Annotated in this window: 12 protein-coding genes; 1 reads left to right on the forward strand and 11 read right to left on the reverse strand. The window is 44.6% G+C overall.

The features are described from left to right. Nucleotides 1–2: 2 nt before the first annotated feature. The 9 genes from FSB84_RS02070 to FSB84_RS02110 form a co-directional block, all read right to left on the reverse strand. Nucleotides 3–2,312 (reverse strand): Gldg family protein, encoded by a 2,310-nt coding sequence (locus FSB84_RS02070; RefSeq protein WP_130543137.1) that lies wholly within the window; start codon nt 2,310–2,312, stop codon nt 3–5. A gap of 65 nt (nt 2,313–2,377) precedes the next feature. Then, nucleotides 2,378–4,750 carry a Gldg family protein gene (locus tag FSB84_RS02075; RefSeq protein WP_130543136.1) on the reverse strand — a complete coding sequence of 791 codons (2,373 nt, stop codon included), beginning with the start codon at nt 4,748–4,750 and terminating at the stop codon, nt 2,378–2,380. Between the two features lie 154 nt (nt 4,751–4,904). Beyond that, on the reverse strand, nt 4,905–5,828 hold the full coding sequence (locus tag FSB84_RS02080) for an ABC transporter ATP-binding protein (protein ID WP_130543135.1): 924 nt from the start codon (nt 5,826–5,828) through the stop codon (nt 4,905–4,907). Nucleotides 5,829–5,832: 4 nt separating this feature from the next. Continuing rightward, entirely contained in the window at nt 5,833–6,540 is a 708-nt protein-coding gene (locus tag FSB84_RS02085) for an RNA polymerase sigma factor (RefSeq protein ID WP_130543134.1), read from the reverse strand. 40 nt (nt 6,541–6,580) lie between these two features. Continuing rightward, on the reverse strand, nt 6,581–7,531 hold the full coding sequence (locus tag FSB84_RS02090; RefSeq protein WP_130543133.1) for a hypothetical protein: 951 nt from the start codon (nt 7,529–7,531) through the stop codon (nt 6,581–6,583). Nucleotides 7,532–7,567: 36 nt separating this feature from the next. Next, on the reverse strand, nt 7,568–9,055 hold the full coding sequence (locus FSB84_RS02095; RefSeq protein ID WP_130543132.1) for a RagB/SusD family nutrient uptake outer membrane protein: 1,488 nt from the start codon (nt 9,053–9,055) through the stop codon (nt 7,568–7,570). 16 nt (nt 9,056–9,071) lie between these two features. Continuing rightward, on the reverse strand, nt 9,072–12,440 hold the full coding sequence (locus FSB84_RS02100) for a SusC/RagA family TonB-linked outer membrane protein (protein ID WP_158643749.1): 3,369 nt from the start codon (nt 12,438–12,440) through the stop codon (nt 9,072–9,074). Between the two features lie 388 nt (nt 12,441–12,828). After that, complete coding sequence (locus FSB84_RS02105) at nt 12,829–13,989, reverse strand: FecR family protein (protein WP_158643750.1); 1,161 nt, start codon at nt 13,987–13,989, stop codon at nt 12,829–12,831. 57 nt (nt 13,990–14,046) lie between these two features. Further along, nucleotides 14,047–14,787, reverse strand: a complete 741-nt coding sequence (locus tag FSB84_RS02110; RefSeq protein ID WP_317132477.1) for an RNA polymerase sigma factor — start codon at nt 14,785–14,787, stop codon at nt 14,047–14,049. 126 nt (nt 14,788–14,913) lie between these two features. On the opposite strand from FSB84_RS02110, the gene FSB84_RS02115 reads away from it, so the two are divergent. Next, on the forward strand, nt 14,914–18,129 hold the full coding sequence (locus FSB84_RS02115; protein WP_130543128.1) for an ELWxxDGT repeat protein: 3,216 nt from the start codon (nt 14,914–14,916) through the stop codon (nt 18,127–18,129). An 8-nt stretch (nt 18,130–18,137) separates the two neighbouring features. On the opposite strand, the gene FSB84_RS02120 is transcribed toward FSB84_RS02115, so the two are convergent. Beyond that, the gene (locus tag FSB84_RS02120; protein WP_130543127.1) at nt 18,138–18,494 is read right to left on the reverse strand and encodes a DUF1801 domain-containing protein; all 357 of its coding nucleotides are present in this window, start codon (nt 18,492–18,494) and stop codon (nt 18,138–18,140) included. Nucleotides 18,495–18,599: 105 nt separating this feature from the next. Beyond that, nucleotides 18,600–19,175 (reverse strand): Crp/Fnr family transcriptional regulator, encoded by a 576-nt coding sequence (locus FSB84_RS02125; protein WP_130543126.1) that lies wholly within the window; start codon nt 19,173–19,175, stop codon nt 18,600–18,602. Between the last annotated feature and the right edge of the window lie 12 nt (nt 19,176–19,187).

Raw genomic sequence — 19,187 nt, forward strand, 5'->3', positions numbered from 1 at the left:
AACTATTTTCTTTTTCTCCTGATCAGGATGATCGAACCCGTCAGCAAGAGAATGCCGGGTAATACCCATATGAGGATTGTCTTTTGAATTTTAGCTGCTTTTTCGGAGATATCCAGCAATATATCCTCCTCTTCTTTTTTTGATAGTCTAACCGGGAAATGATTATCGGTAAGCCAGCTATGGGCGCCTCTTGCAAATCGCAGGTTCGATTCACCCAACCTTAAATTGCTGAGAAAATCAGCACTTCCGCAAACAACGATTCGCTGCTCTTTTTGCCGGATGTTTCGTGTCAGCCGTACTGCTGTTGTGAAAGTGTCCTGCATTCTGTCTCCGGCCCTGGGGTTGAACTGCGGCAGCGTAGAGTCTACAACAAGATCCCCGGCTTTGAGCCATGTTCGTCCCTGCTGCGTTAGAAGTAAAGGACGTATTGTATACGCACCCGGCTGTTGTGTAATGCCTGTAACGGTGGGCATTCCGAAGCCAGGAACGGCTGCTTCAAAAGATAGATTGCGGGCTTCAGCAGTTGTTAATGCTACTACCTTATCGGGCGTTTCATCATACGTGGGTTGAACAAGCTGACCATCGAGTAATTGGACTCCCAGTTGACGCAACAGTGGATTCAATACATATTGTTTACCGGGTTTGCCGAGGATGATCATACGGCCACCATCATCGAGATAATTTCTGATCTTTTCCTGTACTACTGTGCTCAGTTCCATTACCGGATCAGGCAACACAAGTGTGGCCATATCTTTTGGAATATTTTGTATGTTCAGATTTAGCGTGTCTACATCCAATCCCATGTTTACAATGGAACCACGCACACTTTTGTCGGCGAGTTTGAAAAAGCCCCGTTCTCCCATTTTACGGATATCACGCTCCAGTTCGCCATTGAGAAAATACACTTTCGAAATTTTTTCGGGCTCTTGTAATCGCTTCAATACCGATGCAATAATGTATAAATCGGGCCAGCACGTAGGATCATCCAGTGTTCGTAAAAATTCAGTGCGACCTTTGTATTTTAATTGCATTACCATACGATTGCCTTCTGGCCGCAGGTCAATGAGTTTACGGATGGCAGCCGGCGATTTGAACAGCTTGAAGTCGATATCCAGTTTCTCCCGTTCTGCTACCCTGGCTGCAATCTCGTCTACGGATTTACCAGGGTATTTGTGAAACCAGCTGCTATCGGCTGTTGCGGGATCAATATCATAGAAATATTCATAGTTGAATTGAATGTCTGGTTTAAAACGCAGGATCGGATCCCACAACTGGGTAAGGTAATCAGGGTTGCGCGCCTGCGGAAATCCGCGTGGTACTCTTGAAGTGGTGCTTAACAAGTTGGTATAAAGTGTTACTTCGAGTGAACTGTCTTCCATTTTTTTAAGCATATTCCGCAGTTCAATAGGAATAGTATTGCTTTCGGGAGCAGTGGTGTCCCAATAACCGTTCAATATGGGCCGGGAACTTGTATAACCTGCCATCAGGGCGATCATCATTACCAGCATATATCTGCCGAAAGGAATATACCAGGGTTTGGATTCCCGTTCAGATCGTAGTTTGATGATGGTAAAGCACACGAACATAGCAGCTATCACCAGGAAATAAACGATGTCCCTGGTTTCTACGAGGCCAAGCATCATTTTTTGTGTGCGGTTTTGCAGGGAAAGGAACCAGGTCAGGTCTCTGATAAGATCATATTTCTGCCAGAGCAATCCGATTTTGTCCAGTAAAAACAGCGTGATGAAAACTCCCAATGCTGCAATGATGGAATGGGTTGAAAGAGCAGACATCAAAAGCCCGATAGAAGAATAGGCACATACCAGCAGGTAGAAACCCAGTATACCGGAAATGAAAAGACCTCTGTCTTCATCACGGATATTGAAAGCGCCAATGATCATCAGTAAACAGATGACTGCTACCAGCATTAGCAGATAAAGGATCATCCCAAGGTATTTTCCCAGTACTATTTGCCGGATCGCTGCGGGGGAAGAACTTAGTAGTCTCATCGTTCCTGATTTTCTTTCACGACTGATCAATCCCATGGTGAGCAAGGGGATGAAGAGGTACAAATAGGAAACTGCATTTTGATAAACACGTTCAAAAAGCCGGGAGGTTAAAAACCCCGGATGCCAGTGCCAGGCCGGGTTGCTGTTGTTAATCATGATCTCCTGGTAATTAGCCATCTGATGCAACGGGGAGGCATAAGCGATAGTATTGAATATGAAAAAAACGATCAGGGCACACCAGGCGATGGGCGAGTAAAAGAGATAGCGCAATTCGTTCTTTGCGATGGTAAGAATCAGGCGCATGTAATGTATTTTTATCAGGAATAATTTTTCGAAATGTGTTTGCTGTTGCGGGAATGGCGCCAGGCTTATTTTCTTTTTCGCCGGATCAATAAAATGATACCAAGTAGTAGGATCAGTGAAGGAATTACAAAGATATAGAGCAGTTTTTCCAACCGGGTCCAGCCGGGCGTCATGGTAAGCCAGTTATCCTGTGCTACAGGAAAGGTCAGATAAACAGGATAACGGTTATCGCTGAGCCAATAGAAAACGGAACGGATCATCGTAAAACCGCGCCCTGTGTTTGCCCTTAATTTACCTGCCAGATCAGCATCTCCCATCACTACAATACGCTGTTCTTTACCATTGACCAACCGGCTCAACCGGATCCCCAACGGGTAACTGCTTTCTTTCAGATCCCCCTCTTCAGGATTGAACAGCGGAGCAGTTGAGTCCGTTACCAGCTTTCCCATTTTCTGCCAAACCTTTTCAGGTTGTGTCATTAACAAGGGGAATATACTAAAGCCGCTATCGCTGTGATAGGTAATGCGGCTAACCTTCTCCGTCATATCGAAAATGGTGTCTCCTTCGGGCAACTGATTGTTGTTTATTGCCAGAAAATTGGTATATAATTGGTTGAGTCCTTCCGGCCCCAGCTTGTATGCTTCAGGAGCTTTGTAATATTTTATTTTGTCGGGTGTTTCGTGAAAGCTTGGCTGCACCAATTGACCAGGCATCAATTGCACACCAAGCTGCTGCAGCAATGGATTCAGAACCTGTTGTTTGCCCGGTTCACCAAGAATGAACAGATTGCCTCCTTTACGAATGTAGTGGTTCAACTTCTCCATCACAACCGGCTGCAGGTCTACTTTAGGGTCTGCGAGTACCAATGTGGTCATGTCTTCTGGTATCCCTTGTGTGGAAAGGTTCAATGTATCCATATCGAATCCGAGGGGATACAATGAATTCATCCAGGCATATTCACGCTCTCCGAATTTGAGGATGCTCCGTTCGAGCTGACCGGTAATAAATCCCAGTCTTGGCATTTTATTACCGGTGAGACGATTGAAAGCCGCATTGAAAGCCGGTTCACTGGCAGACTGGGTATTGGCAAAAAGAGGAGGCCCCGTCTGATACGGAAAGTAATTGATGAACACAGAGCGTCCCTTCCAGCTTAACTTTGTTCCGAGGCGATAGTTCAGTGAATCGAGATCTACTATCTTTTTTACTTCTTCTGGTCCCATAAAGAGCGCCGAGTCTACATATTGTGTACGCGCTACGAGCCCTGCAATTTGTTTCAGTGTCTTACCCGGAAAAGTGTAGAACAAGGTACTGTCGCCCGGACGCACGGCGTAGTAGTATACATATTTGAACCGGATATCTGGTTTAAATCGCCGGTAAGGTTCCCACAGATCCATATACCTATTGATGTTCTGAGGATAGCCAATATTGTAGTACTCTTCACTGCTATGGAAAAGATTGGTATACAGGGTTACTTCCAGGGGGCCATCTCCAAAGGCTTTCAGTTGCTGCTGTGTGATGGGATGAAGGGTATTGATATCTCTTGCTGAAGCATCGAGGTAGACTACTGCGGACTGGCGCGAAGACAGATAACCAACAGTCAAAGTAAGTGTGATAACCGCCAGGTATTTTCCTGCCTTCTGGTACCATGCTCCGGACTGCATTTTGCCTTTCAGTATCAATAAGGTGAAAGACATGAACATCATGATAATCGACAGGTAGTAAATGATATCCTTCGTTGTAATTAAACCTTTCAGCAACCTTCCGCTACGATTCTTCAGACTTAAAAAATAAGTGAGGTCTCTTACAAAAGCATGCTCCTGCCATAACTCATGAACATTCGCCAGAATGGTCAGAATAACAAAACTGATAATGGCAGACACGATCGGGTATCGGGTAAGGCTCGATGTAAAAAAGCCGATTGCAGCGTAAGTAGAAAGCAGCAGCCATACACCCAAAGCTGCCGACAACATCAATCCATAGTCAACAGATTTGATGTCGAAAGCAGCGGTTATTAAAAACACGGACAGTATCAATAAGAACAACAAATTGAAAAGACAAATGCCGAGGTATTTTCCCAATACGAGCTGGCGCATCCGCAAGGGAGAAGAATACAACAACTTGAATGTACCGTTATTGAATTCCCTGCTGATCACACTCATGGTGAGTAATGGAATGAACAGGTACAGGTATTTAAGTACATCCGCGATCATACCTGATGTCGGATGTGTGATGAACCCTTCTGTAAGTGATACATTCCTGAGATGGACCAGCCAGGGTTTTTCCTGAAATATATTGTACATCCTTGGCCCCATCTGATACACACGGCCCACGTAGTAAAACGCGCAAAGGAGCCAAAATATGACCAATAGAAACCAGGCCACCGGTGTATAGAACAGGTTTCTCAACTCATTCTTTGCTATTCTGAAAATCAGTTTCATCCGAATCCTTTTAAGAGTTTTTGTTGACCGGAATTTCACATGAACAGGCACCCGTTTGAGAAAACCGGCTATTCATGTGAACACAAAAGATCACCTGTCCGTCTCCGTTGGTAAGACAGTAATTTTGTGTTTCATTAAATCTATTATTGGGAAACTATCGTCCTGCAGTACTGGACAAATGCTTGAACACTTCATCAAGCACGCCCTTTTCGGGATTGATTTCCCTCAGGCGCCAGTCACCGGCCACACTGGCGGTGATCAGTTGGTTGGTAACATCTTCTTCGCTGCCTTCAAAATGGATCCTTACCTGTTTGTCGGAAACAAATTCCACCCGTATTACTCCCTTGATGGCTTCCAGTGTTGAAGCCGCAGGCGGATTATCAACCTTCATCAGTACAGAACTGGTTTGTGCATAATTATTGAATGCATCCATCGTATCCGAAAAAACAATCCTGCCTCCTTCGATCATGATCACTTCCCTGCAAAGAAGATTTACTTCAGAAAGCACATGTGAAGAGAATAGTACGGTATGCTCTTCCGCTATTTCCCGGATCAGTTTTCTGACCTCGATCATTTGATTTGGATCGAGGCCATTGGTTGGTTCATCCATCACCACCAGTCTGGGCTTATGGATAATGGCCTGCGCAATGCCCACACGCTGCCTGTAACCGCCTGACAAATTCTTGATCAGTCTCGAACTGAAATGTGCTATGCCACAACGCTCCTTCACTTCATCAACAGCTGCTTTCATCTTAGTTTTATCCATCAGCCGCAACGCTGCACAGTATACCAGGTATTCATCTATAGTAAGATCGGTATACAATGGAGCGGTCTGTGGTAAGAAACCAATTTGTTTTTTTGCTTCGAGCGGATGTTTTCTTACATCGATCTCATTGATATAAACACTTCCTTCCGTTTGGTTCAGTGAGCCGCAGATGATATTCATCGTAGTAGATTTACCGGCTCCGTTTGATCCGAGGAGGCCGATAATACCGGAATCTGCAATTTCAATATTGATATCGCGGATGGCCCAGCTGGTACTATATTTATGCGACAGGTTTTCGGTTTTAAGTATCATTTTGCTAGGTATAATTAATTATTCGTTGTTGCTCTTCAGTGAACGATGTAATATGGGTTGATGAGATTTCATAAACATTTTCCTCTGTACTATCAAGATCCTTTATCACGCTTTTGGTATTACTTGCATTCGCACAAAAAATAGCAAACCCGAAAAAAAACAGGAATAAACTTACAGCACTTAGCTGTGCTTTAAAAAAACGCTGCGCCCTTGTCAGATGTACTCTAACGGTATTACAGGAGATATTCAGTTTGCCGGCAATTTCAGCGCGGCTCAATCCTCCTTCCCTGCTCAGCCAGAATACTTTTTTTTGCATTTGGGGAAGACGAGTGAATATAAGTTCCAACTGACACTGTTGTTCCTTGCTGATCATCCGGTTATCTGCAGCAGGTATACATACTGGTTTGCTGCCAGCAGTAAGATCTTGCAGCGCCCTGGTTCTTCGGGATTCTTTATGCAGGTACTTATAGGCAGCATGAACAGCAACACGGTATAACCAACCACCGGGATTTTCACAAGCAAGCGTTTCGCGCCTGGACCATAACTTCAGGAAAGTATCCTGTAATATATCTTCCGCCACATAGCGGCATTTGGTGATACCGGATATAACGGTCAATAAATCTGGCGTATACAGGGTCACCAGTTCGTTGAATGCTTTTTCTTCAGCATGCAGGATGGAATAATTTTCATAGGGGGTATAGCTGGTAATCATCGATGAGCAACAATTTAGGTGAAGAGTTCACTGGTTCACTTCAATCAGCAAACCTGAACCCGATTGTTTTTAACAATGTGCGGGCAGCCCTGAATTTTTGCAGTATGAGTGGGTAAGTTGTATAATCAGCATCGAAAGCTGCGGTGGTGTCATAGGTAAAAGCGGCTTCCAGAAAGGTAAGCAGGTCGTCTTGTGCATACGGCATGATTTTTCTGTTCATCAGGCTCAATGAATAGCTGGCTGGTATAAAACCATACTCTTGTGGTACAATAGTGCCGCCGGGAGAAATGACATTATATCGCTCTCCATAAATTCTCTGGCCCGGAAAGCTATTTATGGTTATACCGTAGAAGTTTGATTTTATCTGTGTAAGATGTTCAAGCAGCAATTTTTTGGAAGCCATTTTCGCCAAAATAGAAGCAACATAATTTTTTCTGCCTGCTTCCGTCATTGTATCAGGATTGACCAGTGGTATAATGAAAGTGTTCAAAGCAGGGTAAGGTTTATCGGCAATGGAAGAAAAGCCAGCATTATCACTGCCGGGAATTCCTCTTATTTGCAGGGTTTTTACCAACAAAATACTATGTACCGGAATACCAGCGGGAACCTGAAGCAGCACTTCTGCTTTCAGCAGCGGTAATACCGGCAACACCCATTCCTTCTCAGCAATCAGTTGATAGGAAAGTCCATTTTGCCTGCCCAGCAGCGTATAATTTGTTGCCAGCTTATGGTAGAAATAAACTGGAATACCTGCACTATCACCTACATGCTCACGCGCAATCGTATCGTTGTAAAAAACCGGCACGCTTGTTTCCTGGTAAAATTTGAAAATAGCATGATCCACGGGGTCGGAAGGATTGTCTTTTACCACCAGGTAATTTTTATCGGGATCCCCTGGTTGCAGTGGTGCTTCTTTTTTACAAGACACCACACTCAATACCAACAGGAAAAACAAGCTGCTGATGATTTGAATTTTGTTGACTGCCATCATAAATGATGTTTTGGGTTTGCAATTGTATTGTTGATCTTATGGAATCAACGGCCGGTCTGGCCGGGGTTCATTGGTAATATTTCCTTTGTTGAATTCGATTTCTTTATCCAGTATGGGAAGTACATATGCTGCTGGTTCTTCTGCATAGGGTTTCAATTCATAATAACCTTCTACGTAACGTCCCGAAGCATCATACGCAAAAGACCGATGACGGATTGCTTTTCCAAAGGGATACTTACTATTGACGCCATAGCGCCGCAGGTCGAACCAGCGATGTTGTTCAAAACAAAACTCCCGGCGACGTTCATCCCTGATGAAGTGTACCAGTTCGGCTCCGCTCAAATCAATATTGGTAACATCATCTTGCTTAAAACGTTTTTTGCGTAATTCCTGAATGGTGGCAATTGCTTTTTCATGCTGGCCCAGCACTGCTAATGCTTCGGCTTTGTTCAGGTACAATTCCGGCAACCTGACGATAGAGTTATCATTTACATTCGGATTTTCTCCCGATTTTCTGGCGATCAAATCGTAATCAGGCGTTTGTTTAAAAAAGGCCTGCAGTCTCAAATCTTTATTTGAATAGATACCGAGTAAATCCTCAGTCACCCTGTAGTTTTCAAAACCCGGTCCCACATCATTTGCATCATTCATAAAAGTGAGCGAAGTACCGCCGATGTATCTTGCCGTAAAGATGGTTTCGGGAGAAGCCCTTTCCAAAAAGGGAGTTGTAGCGGACAAGGTATTGATATCCCGCAGCTGGTAGCGTTTTTGAATGACCTTTTCAGCATAGGAAATTGCTTTTTCATATTCCTCCCGAAAGAGGTATAACCGGCTCAGCAATGCTTGTGCTGCAGCCTGGCTGGCCCTTAAAACAGTTGATTCATTAAACCCGTTCAATTCTTTTTCTGCATCCAGTAAATCGATTTCTATCTGGTTGAACACTTGCTTCACGCTGGCCCTTGTTAGATAGCCGGTTTCTACTTCCGGGGAAATTTTCAGTGGTACACTGTAATCAGTCGCTGACGTAGCAGCATGATAAGGTTTACCATAAATATTCGTCAATAACAGATAGTAGAAGGCTCTTAGGAAATGTGCTTCGCCTGCAATGCGTTGCAGCTCTTTTTCCGGTTGATGCTTTTCTCTGAGAGCCGGAATGTTGAATAAAATGGTATTAAGCGTTGCGATTTTCTGATAAAAGGATTTATAACCTGTTCCATACGAGACATTAGGAATTCCACGACCTGAGGTTGCAGGAAATTTTTGCCAGAAGTGCAAACCAAAATTCCCAAATTCAAGACTGCCCATCTTGCTTGATAGCCCGGGATTTTGTTCCAGATCGTCATCCAGCCAATATGGTTCCTGCCACAAACTCTCTAAAGGATAACCACCACCAATCAATAATTCATCAAGATCGCCAGCCGACTGTATAAAAGTCTGGTTTTGCGAATAAGCGGCTAAAAACTTTTTGCAGGATGGACTGATAAATATCAGCGCTGCAATGAGGATGGTATAAACAGGTTTCATTTGTACGATTTTAAGTTCAGAAACTCACATTTATGGCAACGGTGTAAACGGGCCGCAGGCCCATGTTGATATTGGGGCTTGAACCTGATTGTGTAGGGTCTTGTCCCTGCAGCTTTTTACTTGCCAGTGTAAACAGGTTGGTGCCGGAAAGACTGATCCAGGCTCCTTTCATCCGATAGCGTTTACAGATCTCCTGTGGACATTTATAATTGATGGCAATGTATTGCAGCTTCAGGTAATCAGCTTTTACAACACGCAGGTCGGAATTGTCGTACATCTGATAGTAATCGGCTGCAAATGTGTTTCCGGACCACCATTTGGTGGGGGTGTTTTCCAGGGGATACAATCCTGGAATATTGGTTTTCTGTTCATCGCCTGGAAAGCGCCAGCGGTTTAGATATTCCTTCCGCAGATTTTGTTGTGAGGTGGGTTGATAGCTTCCGTAGTTGCCTGATGTAATTTGCAGTAAACGGATCTTATTGCCCAGACTGTAGGTAAAGTTGAAATTGATTGACCAGTTGCCGTAACCCAGGTAATTGGAAATACCTCCCTGCAGCACGGGTTCCCGCCTTCCTGCCTCCACCATCACTTCCCTGAAAACTTCTTCTCTATTCATTTTACCATACCTGGCTTCAAGCGCAGCAGCATTTTCGGGTTCTGCGCCATAGAATACGGGAAGCCCATTATTGTCGAGTGCTTTAAACCGGTAGGCATAAAAGGTGTTGACCGACTTACCGTTTACCGGCACTGCACCACTCAAATAGGATGCATAGTCAATGGTGTTCGGATCAGTGATCATTGCCTTTCTTTCATTGCCCAGTGCATGATCGATCAGCTTATTGAAAACCTGCCCCAGTTGAGGATCGATCCGCCAGGTAAATCCTTTCTTTCCACCACTCTTTGCATTGCTGACAGGTGTAAAATTAAATCTCAGTTCAACTCCTTTGTTTTCCAGGTTGCCTGCGTTTATTGTGTAGGCATCAAGTCCATTCACCAGTGAAACTGTTCTTGTCAAAAATGCGTTGGAAGTTTTTTTATAGAAAAATTCTACAGTGCCATTGAGCCTGCCTTTGAAAAAAGAAAAGTCCAGGCCCGCATTATAGCTGTCAGTTTTTTCCCATTTCAGAAAAGGATTGGGAAAATGTGCGATAGTGGAACTATAAGCCTGGTAGGAGCTATTAAATTCTCCTTTCTGAATAATGGCATAAGGTGTTTGACCAGCCAGCATATTTCCCTGCGTTCCGTAAGAAATACGTAAGGCCGCCATGTCTACCCATGGTTGATTTTTCAATATATCCTTATCTATATTCCAGCGGCCGGAGATGGCCCAGGTAGGCAGGAAACGCTCATTACTTCTGTCGCCAAAAGCATTGGAAAAATCACTCCGGGCATTGAGGGTAACAATATAGCGTTCATCATAAATATAACTGGCCGCAGCAAGCAGGCCCACTGTGTTGTTCAATCCTTCTGTAATGGTGGCTTGTCCGAAATCTCCAAGCCAGGTGGCATAACCTGTATAGGTATTGAGGTCAATCTGGGCAAAACTATGTCCTCTTTCAGGATAATAACCTCTGCGGGTCTGTTTCAGAGCGCTACTTTTTGCAGAATTCATTTCTCCTCCCAGCATTATGTTCAGCAAGTGTTTTTTACGCTCATCTAAAAAGTGATTGAAATTGGCATTTCCACGGACCGTATAAGATTGTTGCTGGTCATTTTGTTGCAATAGCTCTCCTCCGAATGGGAGTGTGCTTGTGAGCAGTTGGGCAACCGGGCCTCTTATATTGTCTGCCCGGTTTGTTTGTTCATCGAACCAGTTCCGCTGTTCGGTATTGGAGCTTGTGTACGAAAGAAGGGCCTCGAGTTGCAGTCCTGGCAGCAACTGATAATTGAAGTTACCAGTAAGCATGTAACTGTTGCCTGCTAACGTTTGGCCTGAATGGTTCATTTCATTCAGTACATTGAAACTGGGGTTTAGAGAAGCAACGCCTTGAATGGTGTTGTGATAAAAGTATAAGCTGTCTTTTTCGGTATAAATCGGAATAGCACGGCTGGTGCCATACCCGTAGTCGAGGATACGGAGATCCGAGGGCGTATAGCGACGGTCATTTTTGTTGGCAGCTACACTGAACCTTGCCTGAAAATTTCTATAATTCAGGTTAAGATTAAACAGTCCGGTATACCGTTTATTGAACTCCCCTTTTATTACACCCCGCTCATTGGTATAACCTATGGAAGCATAATACGTGCTCTGTGGATTACCCCCGGAAATGCCCAGGGTCTGATTGGAAGACAGTACATCCTGCGTTACAGCTCCCAACCAATCTGTATTAATGGTTTTTGCCCGGTTCACCTGCTGCATATAGGTGTCATAATCAATCACACCATTGTAATAATCCATGGTTGCTTTTTCGTACGCTTCCGGAATGCCTTTAATGGGGATCTGCCGGTCGAACATTTCTTTCGACACTTCTACCCTTTCTCTGGAATTCATCATAAACACATCATTGTCTGAATAGCGGGGGCGCCGCGTAAAAGTGACGTTGTTACTGTAACTGACTGTTGGAGGACCTGATTTACCTCTTTTGGTGGTAACAGAAATTACTCCATTGGCGGCCCTTACCCCGTACATGGAAGTAGCTGTAGCATCTTTCAATACTTCAATCTTGTCAATGTCGTTGGGATTAAGTCCGGCAATAGCATTGCCTACCAGGTTTACGAAGTCCAGATCGTTGAGCCGGTTGGGATCGATGGATACCGGGTCTGTTAGTGCGATACCGTCCACTACCCAAAGTGGTTCGCGTGTACCCATTATCGTTGAAGTGCCACGGATGCGCAGTTTGGGCGCAGCACCTGCCTGTCCGGAGTTTTGCATCATGATCATACCCGGTACACGCCCTTCCAGCATTCTGTCTACTGATGTAATTCCGGGTTGATAAATCGAATCCATTCTTAAACTGGTAACCGAACCGGTGAGGTATTTCTGCTCAATCTTCTGGTATCCGGTGGAAACAGTTACTTCATCCATTGCGCTGATATTGGGTTCCATCACCACATCGATCACTTTACGTCCTTTGATGGATATATTCTCCGGTCTGAAATTAACATAGGTAATAATCAATTGATCATTTGCATCGGCTGTTATGCTGTATCGTCCGTCTTCGTTTGTTTTTCCTCCTCTGCCTTTGCCCCTAACCGTTATGGTTGCACCTGCCAGGGGCAGTGCCTGCCGGTTGAAGACGCGTCCGGTCACTGTTAGTTCCTGCTGAGGACTGAGATCTGTACTATCAGCATGAGGGTCTGTTTTCCTGGTTGCAATCAGCGTGATGATGATGATCTTACTCTCGATGGAATAAGTAAAAGGTTGATGGACGCATATCTCCTCCATTGCTTCTTTTAAAGAGGCATTTTTTATTTCTGCTGTAACCGGCTTAGCCTTTTTCAATAGAGTTTCATCATAAAAAAAGGTGTAACCTGTTTGTTTTGTTATTTCATCAAATACTTTTTTTACAGACTGATTTTTTACTTTAAGAGTTACTGTCTGAGCCCATACATGCAAAGGGAAGAAGCAAGCGATGAGCAGTATGTACCGGAAAACCTTTCTCCTGTATTTTGTAAATTCCTGGCAGTGTAAATACTCCCGTTCCTTTCGTACGATTGATTGCTTCATAAGCAGCAAAAGGGATTTTAGTTTTGGCATAAATATTCCATCTCTGCAAAGTGCTGTGCAGCACCTTACAGGCAGTCATAAAACATAAAGGAGTATAAGGTTTAACTTAAGGCAGTACTGTTAACATATTGCCTTCGAGACGAAAATGCACGCCACCTTTTTCGAGGACTTTTAGAATGAGCGACAGTGAAGCATCCATGGGAATTCTACCTCCGAATTCTTTATTGACCGGGGCGTTGGTTTCATAAACTATTTCCAGATCATACCAACGGGCCAGCTGGCGCATCACCGTTTTCAGATCAGTATATTTAAAATTGAATTCATTATTCTTCCAGGCCATTTCATAAGCTGCGTCTGTATCAGAGATCAGCGTTAACTGATCGTTCTGATCCAATTGTGCCTGCTGGCCTGGTTTCAGCAATTGGCTTCCGGTACCTTTTGTAACCCTTACAGCCCCTTCCAGCAAAGTTGTTTTGATGAGGGGTTCATCGCTGTAGGCATTAATATTGAATTGAGTTCCCAATACTTCCACTTCCATATTGTTCACTCTGACGCGAAATGGTTTTGCTGCATTTTTTGTCACATCAAAATAAGCTTCACCGGTAATGGAAACAGTGCGGTCCTTGCCAGTGAACGCAGTTGGGAAACTAATTGATGAAGCTGCATTCAGCCATACTTTCGTGCCATCAGCCAATGTCAACTGGTATTTTTTTCCTTTGGGTGTAGCCATGGTATTGATCACGGCCACAGCATTATTGCCTTTATTATACAGTACCTGTCCATCCTTATGTTCTACACGGGCACCGGATTGCTCTGCAATCAAACCATTGGCGGCGCTATCGAGGAGAACCTTTTTTCCATCTGAAAGTGTCAGTATCGCTCCGCTTCTGCCTGGCTGAACATCATTTTTTAATTCTGTTTGCGCAAGGGCATAGGGTTCGATTGATTTTTGTGCTAAATAATAAATGCCACCGGATATTGCCAGTATTAAAACCGCCGCTGCGGCTGCGATCCAGCGCATCCTCCTGAGCTTTGACGGATAAAGGCCTCCCTTATCCATTTGCAATACTTCCTGTGCTAACCCTGCGTAAGGAGAACTGTCAAAACTGGCGTCCTGGTGCCCGGCCGCCTGTTCACTCACCACATCAGCAAACAATTCCTGGCCGGAACCAGAATCCAAATACTGCTGCAATTCGATTCTTTCAGCAGTAGTAGCAGCATCAGTTGTGTACTGCTGCACCAGATAATGAAGGCGATCTTTTCGCATTGTCATATATTATTAAGACCCGGCAACTTTTCTTTAGGGACCATTGCTCAAAAAAAATTATTTCAGCAGGAGGAAAACAAGAATAACCGGCAAACGGCCATCTGCAGTCAGTTTTTTGCGGATGTTTTCCAGGGCAGTCATCAGTACTTTCTTTACGTAATCTCTGGACAAATCCAGTGCTGCTGCAATTTCAGCCAGACTCTTACCTTCTTCCCGGCTCATCCTGTAGATGGACTGCTGCCTGGGTGAAAGACCAGCCACCACTTCCTGAATGATCCGTCTTGTTTCGCGGAAGGCCAGGTAAGGTTCGGGACTTTCCGAACTGTTTTTGTGATGAGCTGCCTGACTATCTTCCAGGCTATGGGTATTCAGCTGGAGCCCGGATTTACGCAGATAGCGATAACATTCATTGGATACGATCCTGTAAAACCATGCCTGTGAATGCCGGATCTCCGGCAGTTGATCGCGGTGCAGCCAGAGACGTATCAATGACTCCTGCATCACTTCACTGACTGCATCTTCCGATTTAACCAACTTAAAAACATAGGCGGTAAGATGGGGTAACATCAGGCTGTAAAATTCATTGAATGCATTTTCATCCCCTTCCGCAATTCGAATAAACAGTTCGTTAGTGATATGTAGAGGTATATTTTCCAATGATTGGCGTAAAATGAAAAATAAATATAACAATAAGATCAATACTTCAGATGCAGATCGCCCACCACTCAACAAACAACTCCTTCCTTTTATCAATCCATCCCCGCCGTTAACCCAATGAAGGATCCCACTATCCTTCAAAACATCCCCACCGTCTGTAAAAACAAAGCCGCCTTTCGTTTAAAGTCGTTTCCGACCCAATACCCGACAATGTAGTTTTACCAGGAGAATACCCGCCAAACTGTACTCCCAAAACTTTTCCTGCACATGAAAAATTGTACACTGCTTACATTGCTATTCCTCCTCAGCGGATATTCCGCCACCACACAGGTTTTCTCCCTCCTGAAGGACATAAATGAAAACCCGCAGTCAATTCCTTCAGGCTCATATCCCGGAGAAATGGTGATCATGAACGGGACTTTATTCTTTACCGCCACCACTACCAATGCCGGAACTGAATTATGGAAAAGCGATGGTACAAGCGCAGGCACCACAATCATAAAAGATATTTACCCGGGTATGCAAAGCAGTTCGCCAACAAACCTCACAGTGGTCAATGGCATTATCTTTTTTATTGCTACCGACCCTATCCATGGACGTGAGCTATGGAAAACTGACGGAACCGCGCAAGGCACCCAACTAATCAAAGACATTTATCCCGGCATAGAAAGCGGTCCGGCAGGAAAGATCCTTGTATTAAACAATGCAGCTTTTTTTGCTGCTTCAGATCCGGTAAATGGACGCGAGCTTTGGAAAAGTGATGGCACTACCGCCGGAACGGTTATGCTAAAGGACTTCGTTCCCGGCAGCATCAGCAGTACACCTAACCTGCAACTGGAACTGAATGGCTGGATTTATTTCAGTATTTATAATCCCAATATAGGACCGGAATTGTGGAAGAGCGACGGCACAGCCGCCGGAACCGTTATTGTAAGGTCCAACATGAGCGCCATGGATAATTTCACAAAGAATAGCAACAGTTTTTACTTCACCTTACAAATAGGCAGTTATGGTATCGAGCTGTGGAAATCAAACGGCACTACCGCAGGAACTGTTTTAGTTCAAACCCTCAATTACAGCACTCCCTGCGTGATCAAGGAACTCACCATGGTGAATGCAACATTATTTTACATGTTGGATTTTGGCAACCGGATCTCATTGGGAAAAAGTGATGGACTTTCAACAGGCACTTCTGTGATCAGATCATTTGATCTCGCAACTAATTTAACCCGTTACGAACTTACCTCCTTCAATGGCGCACTCTACTTTAAAGCGCCATTTGATTTCAATGTGAACTATGAACTCTGGAGATCCGACGGCACATTGACAGGTACCAGGATCGTGAAAGAAATAAATCCCAGTCCGGCAGAAGCAAGTATGCCTTCGCAATTGACCATCATGAATGGCGCACTGTACTTCATCGCAACAACAACAGCAGGAACGGGCATCTGGAAAACTGACGGAACAGAGCCGGGCACAGTACTGGTAAAAAATATCAATTCATTTTCTGACCCATCTCTCAATTTCTCCACTCCGGGAACAATAGTTAGTAACAATAGTGTAATATATTTTAGCGGTAATGGTGACCAAACCGGGACTGAGTTATGGAAATCGAATGGAACAGAAGCCGGAACAATGCTGGTAAAAGATATCAGACCAACAACCAATAACAATGCTGTAAGTGAGAATACACAATTCATCACCGGTCCGAACGACGAATTGTTCTTTAGCGCTGACGACGGCATACATGGCAGAGAACTGTGGAAAACCAACGGCACAGCAACAGGTACATCACTGATAAAAGATATCATGCCAGGCGCTACCGGCAATACCCTGCAGGAAATAGTTCTCATGAATGGGATCATTTACTTCGCAGCCGCCGACGGCATAAACGGATCTGAGCTTTGGAGAAGCGATGGAACAACTGCAGGCACTTACATAGTAAGGGATATCAACCCAGGCGCGCCATCTTCAGAACCTTTCTATCTAAAGGTTGTTGGCAACACTATTTACTTCACTGCCATCAACGCCTCCACTGGAAAGGAATTATGGAAAAGTGATGGTACAGCAGCAGGAACAGTATTGGTAAAGGATATTATCGCAGGAACAAACAGCAGCGATCCAACTCAATTTACTTCACTGGGCACGCAGGTATTTTTTTCCGCCACCAATAACATCAATGGGATCGAACTCTGGAAAACAGATGGCACGCCTGCCGGAACAGTAATGGTGAAAGATATCAATCCCGGATCAGCGCATAGCCAGCCGCGTTATCTTACCCCTGCCAATGGAGTCATTTATTTCAATGCCACAACTGCCACTGCCGGAAGTGAATTATGGCAAAGCGATGGTACAGATGCTGGCACTTTCCAGCTGGCAGATATCTATCCCGGAGCTGCGGGTAGTAATCCACGTTACCTCACCTGGCTTAGTCCCAATTTTTACTTTACTGCCATACACCCTACCAGCGGAAGCGAGCTCTGGGTAGTAACAGCCAGATCAGGCCTGGCCAATGTGAGTGATATCAATCCCGGTGTCAGCAGCAGCGAACCGAGAGACCTGAAAGCGATCGATAACAAACTATTCTTCACTGCCAATAACGGCGTAGCCGGAAACGAATTATGGAAACTCGAACCACAGGTAAGTATCGGTATGGTCACAGATTATTGGCCCGGCCCGGGAAACGGAGCTGGCATTCCTTATGGTATAAAAGGAAAAGTATTCTTCAGTGGTAATAATGGTACACATGGCGAAGAACCCATACGCAGCGATGGTACTGCTTCCGGTACATTCCTGCTGCAGGACGTAGCAAAATCAGGTGGCAGCAGTCCTGTAAAATTTGTGGAATCAGGTAAATACCTCTACGCTGTGATGACAGACGATTCACATGGCGCCGAAATCTGGGTAGCCAATCTAGACGCCGCACTTCCCCTGACCTTCCTGGATTTTAGCGGACGCATGTCAGGATCAGACGCATTGCTTACCTGGAAAACATCCAATGAACAAAACACCCATACTTTCGAAGTAGAGCGGAGTACAGACAGAGTCGCCTTTTCAAAGATCGGCACAGTTGCCGCCAGGAACTTACCCGGTGAACACAGCTATCATTTTACAGACCTCAACATCGGGGCAGAAGCATATCCCATTATTTATTACCGGTTAAAACAAATTGACCTCGATGGAAATTTCGCATATTCCAAAGTGTTAGCGCTAAAACCATCTGCTGCCTCAGACATTACTTTGTACCCGAATCCTACCAAAGGCAGGGTTAACCTAAGGCTTAAATTAAGCGCGCCCATAAATATCAACGTAAACATTTATGATGGAGCAAGCCGCCTCATCTACACCAAACAATTCAATCTTATGGCAGGGAATCATATTATTCCCCTGAACCTGCACCATCTGCCAACAAACAATTATTTCCTGAAACTATCCGGCACTGGTATCGATGAAGTGTTCGAATTAATGAAGCATGCCCATTGATCTGAATCTTATGACTTATCCATCGTCTTAACCCATTGCTTAATGATGCCCTGAAGACCCTTACTCTTTTTCTCCACCTCTCCCATGCTTGTAAATTTAGCATAGGCCTTACCCTTGGGCGCAGCCTCCAGCACATCGCCGGCAGGTAAGCCTTCAGCCTGGTGAAAGATCAGTGTAACGGTGTCCCTTACACGCAAACTGAACGTTGCAATATCGCCTTTGTAATAAAAGCTCGGGCCGCCCCATTTAACATCTTCTGTAATATCAGGATGTACTTTTAAAATGGTATTGCGTAGTGCTTCCATTTCTTTTTTCAAAGGATGATCCAGCTTTGCCAGGAAATCATCTACTTTTTTCTTGCTCATTATAATCTTTTTCAATGGTTCAAAATAGCCGGAATGCCGGCTTCGACGGAACTAAATTCGCAAGTCCGCGCCGGGAAAAAATTTACATATGTTGAGAAACGGAAATTATTTGCCGCTGATAACACGGCTCAGTTGCGTGGGAGTGATGCCAAGATAAGAGGCGATATGGTATTTTTTCAAACGGGGAATTATATGCCTATGCGTCTGCAGGAACTGCTGATAGCGCGTTGCCGCCGTATCTGTACGAAAAGCGATCTCCAGTGGTTCCTTCTCGATCACCCAATGCTTTTCCAGGTATTTGATGTAAAACAGGGCAAGATCATGGTATGTATCCACCAATTTTCTGAATGCACTGAATTCATATTCCAGCACAACAGTATCCTCGATAAAGGTAATAGCAAAGCTGCTGGGAGTACCAGTCATGGTGGCCGAGACGGATGCCGCCAATCGATTTTCCGGAAAGAAGTATTTGATGATCATCTCGCCTTCAGGCGGCAGATAAGACTGATAAGCCAGACCCTTACAGATGAATGCAAATTTGCGCGGCACCTGTCCTTCTGCCACAAACAACTCTCCTTTCCGGTACATTTTCTCCCTCAGCAATGCAGACCAGGCCTGCTCCGTTTCGTCTGTGACCGGATAATAATTGCGGACCTGAAAGAAGAATTGTTCTTTACTCATCGGCCTTAAATT

The organism is Pseudobacter ginsenosidimutans, from assembly GCF_007970185.1.
Classification (GTDB): Bacteria; Bacteroidota; Bacteroidia; order Chitinophagales; family Chitinophagaceae; genus Pseudobacter; species Pseudobacter ginsenosidimutans.

Excerpts from the sequence above, each read along its gene's own strand:
- FSB84_RS02075 (WP_130543136.1), bottom strand. The coding sequence starts at position 4,750 with ATGAAACTGATTTTCAGAATAGCAAAGAATGAGTTGAGAAACCTGTTC.
- FSB84_RS02085 (WP_130543134.1), bottom strand. The coding sequence starts at position 6,540 with ATGATTACCAGCTATACCCCCTATGAAAATTATTCCATCCTGCATGCT.
- FSB84_RS02100 (WP_158643749.1), bottom strand. The coding sequence starts at position 12,440 with ATGGAGGAGATATGCGTCCATCAACCTTTTACTTATTCCATCGAGAGT.
- FSB84_RS02070 (WP_130543137.1), bottom strand. The coding sequence starts at position 2,312 with ATGCGCCTGATTCTTACCATCGCAAAGAACGAATTGCGCTATCTCTTT.
- FSB84_RS02120 (WP_130543127.1), bottom strand. The coding sequence starts at position 18,494 with ATGAGCAAGAAAAAAGTAGATGATTTCCTGGCAAAGCTGGATCATCCT.
- FSB84_RS02115 (WP_130543128.1), top strand. The coding sequence starts at position 14,914 with ATGAAAAATTGTACACTGCTTACATTGCTATTCCTCCTCAGCGGATAT.
- FSB84_RS02090 (WP_130543133.1), bottom strand. The coding sequence starts at position 7,531 with ATGATGGCAGTCAACAAAATTCAAATCATCAGCAGCTTGTTTTTCCTG.
- FSB84_RS02125 (WP_130543126.1), bottom strand. The coding sequence starts at position 19,175 with ATGAGTAAAGAACAATTCTTCTTTCAGGTCCGCAATTATTATCCGGTC.
- FSB84_RS02105 (WP_158643750.1), bottom strand. The coding sequence starts at position 13,989 with ATGCGAAAAGATCGCCTTCATTATCTGGTGCAGCAGTACACAACTGAT.
- FSB84_RS02095 (WP_130543132.1), bottom strand. The coding sequence starts at position 9,055 with ATGAAACCTGTTTATACCATCCTCATTGCAGCGCTGATATTTATCAGT.
- FSB84_RS02080 (WP_130543135.1), bottom strand. The coding sequence starts at position 5,828 with ATGATACTTAAAACCGAAAACCTGTCGCATAAATATAGTACCAGCTGG.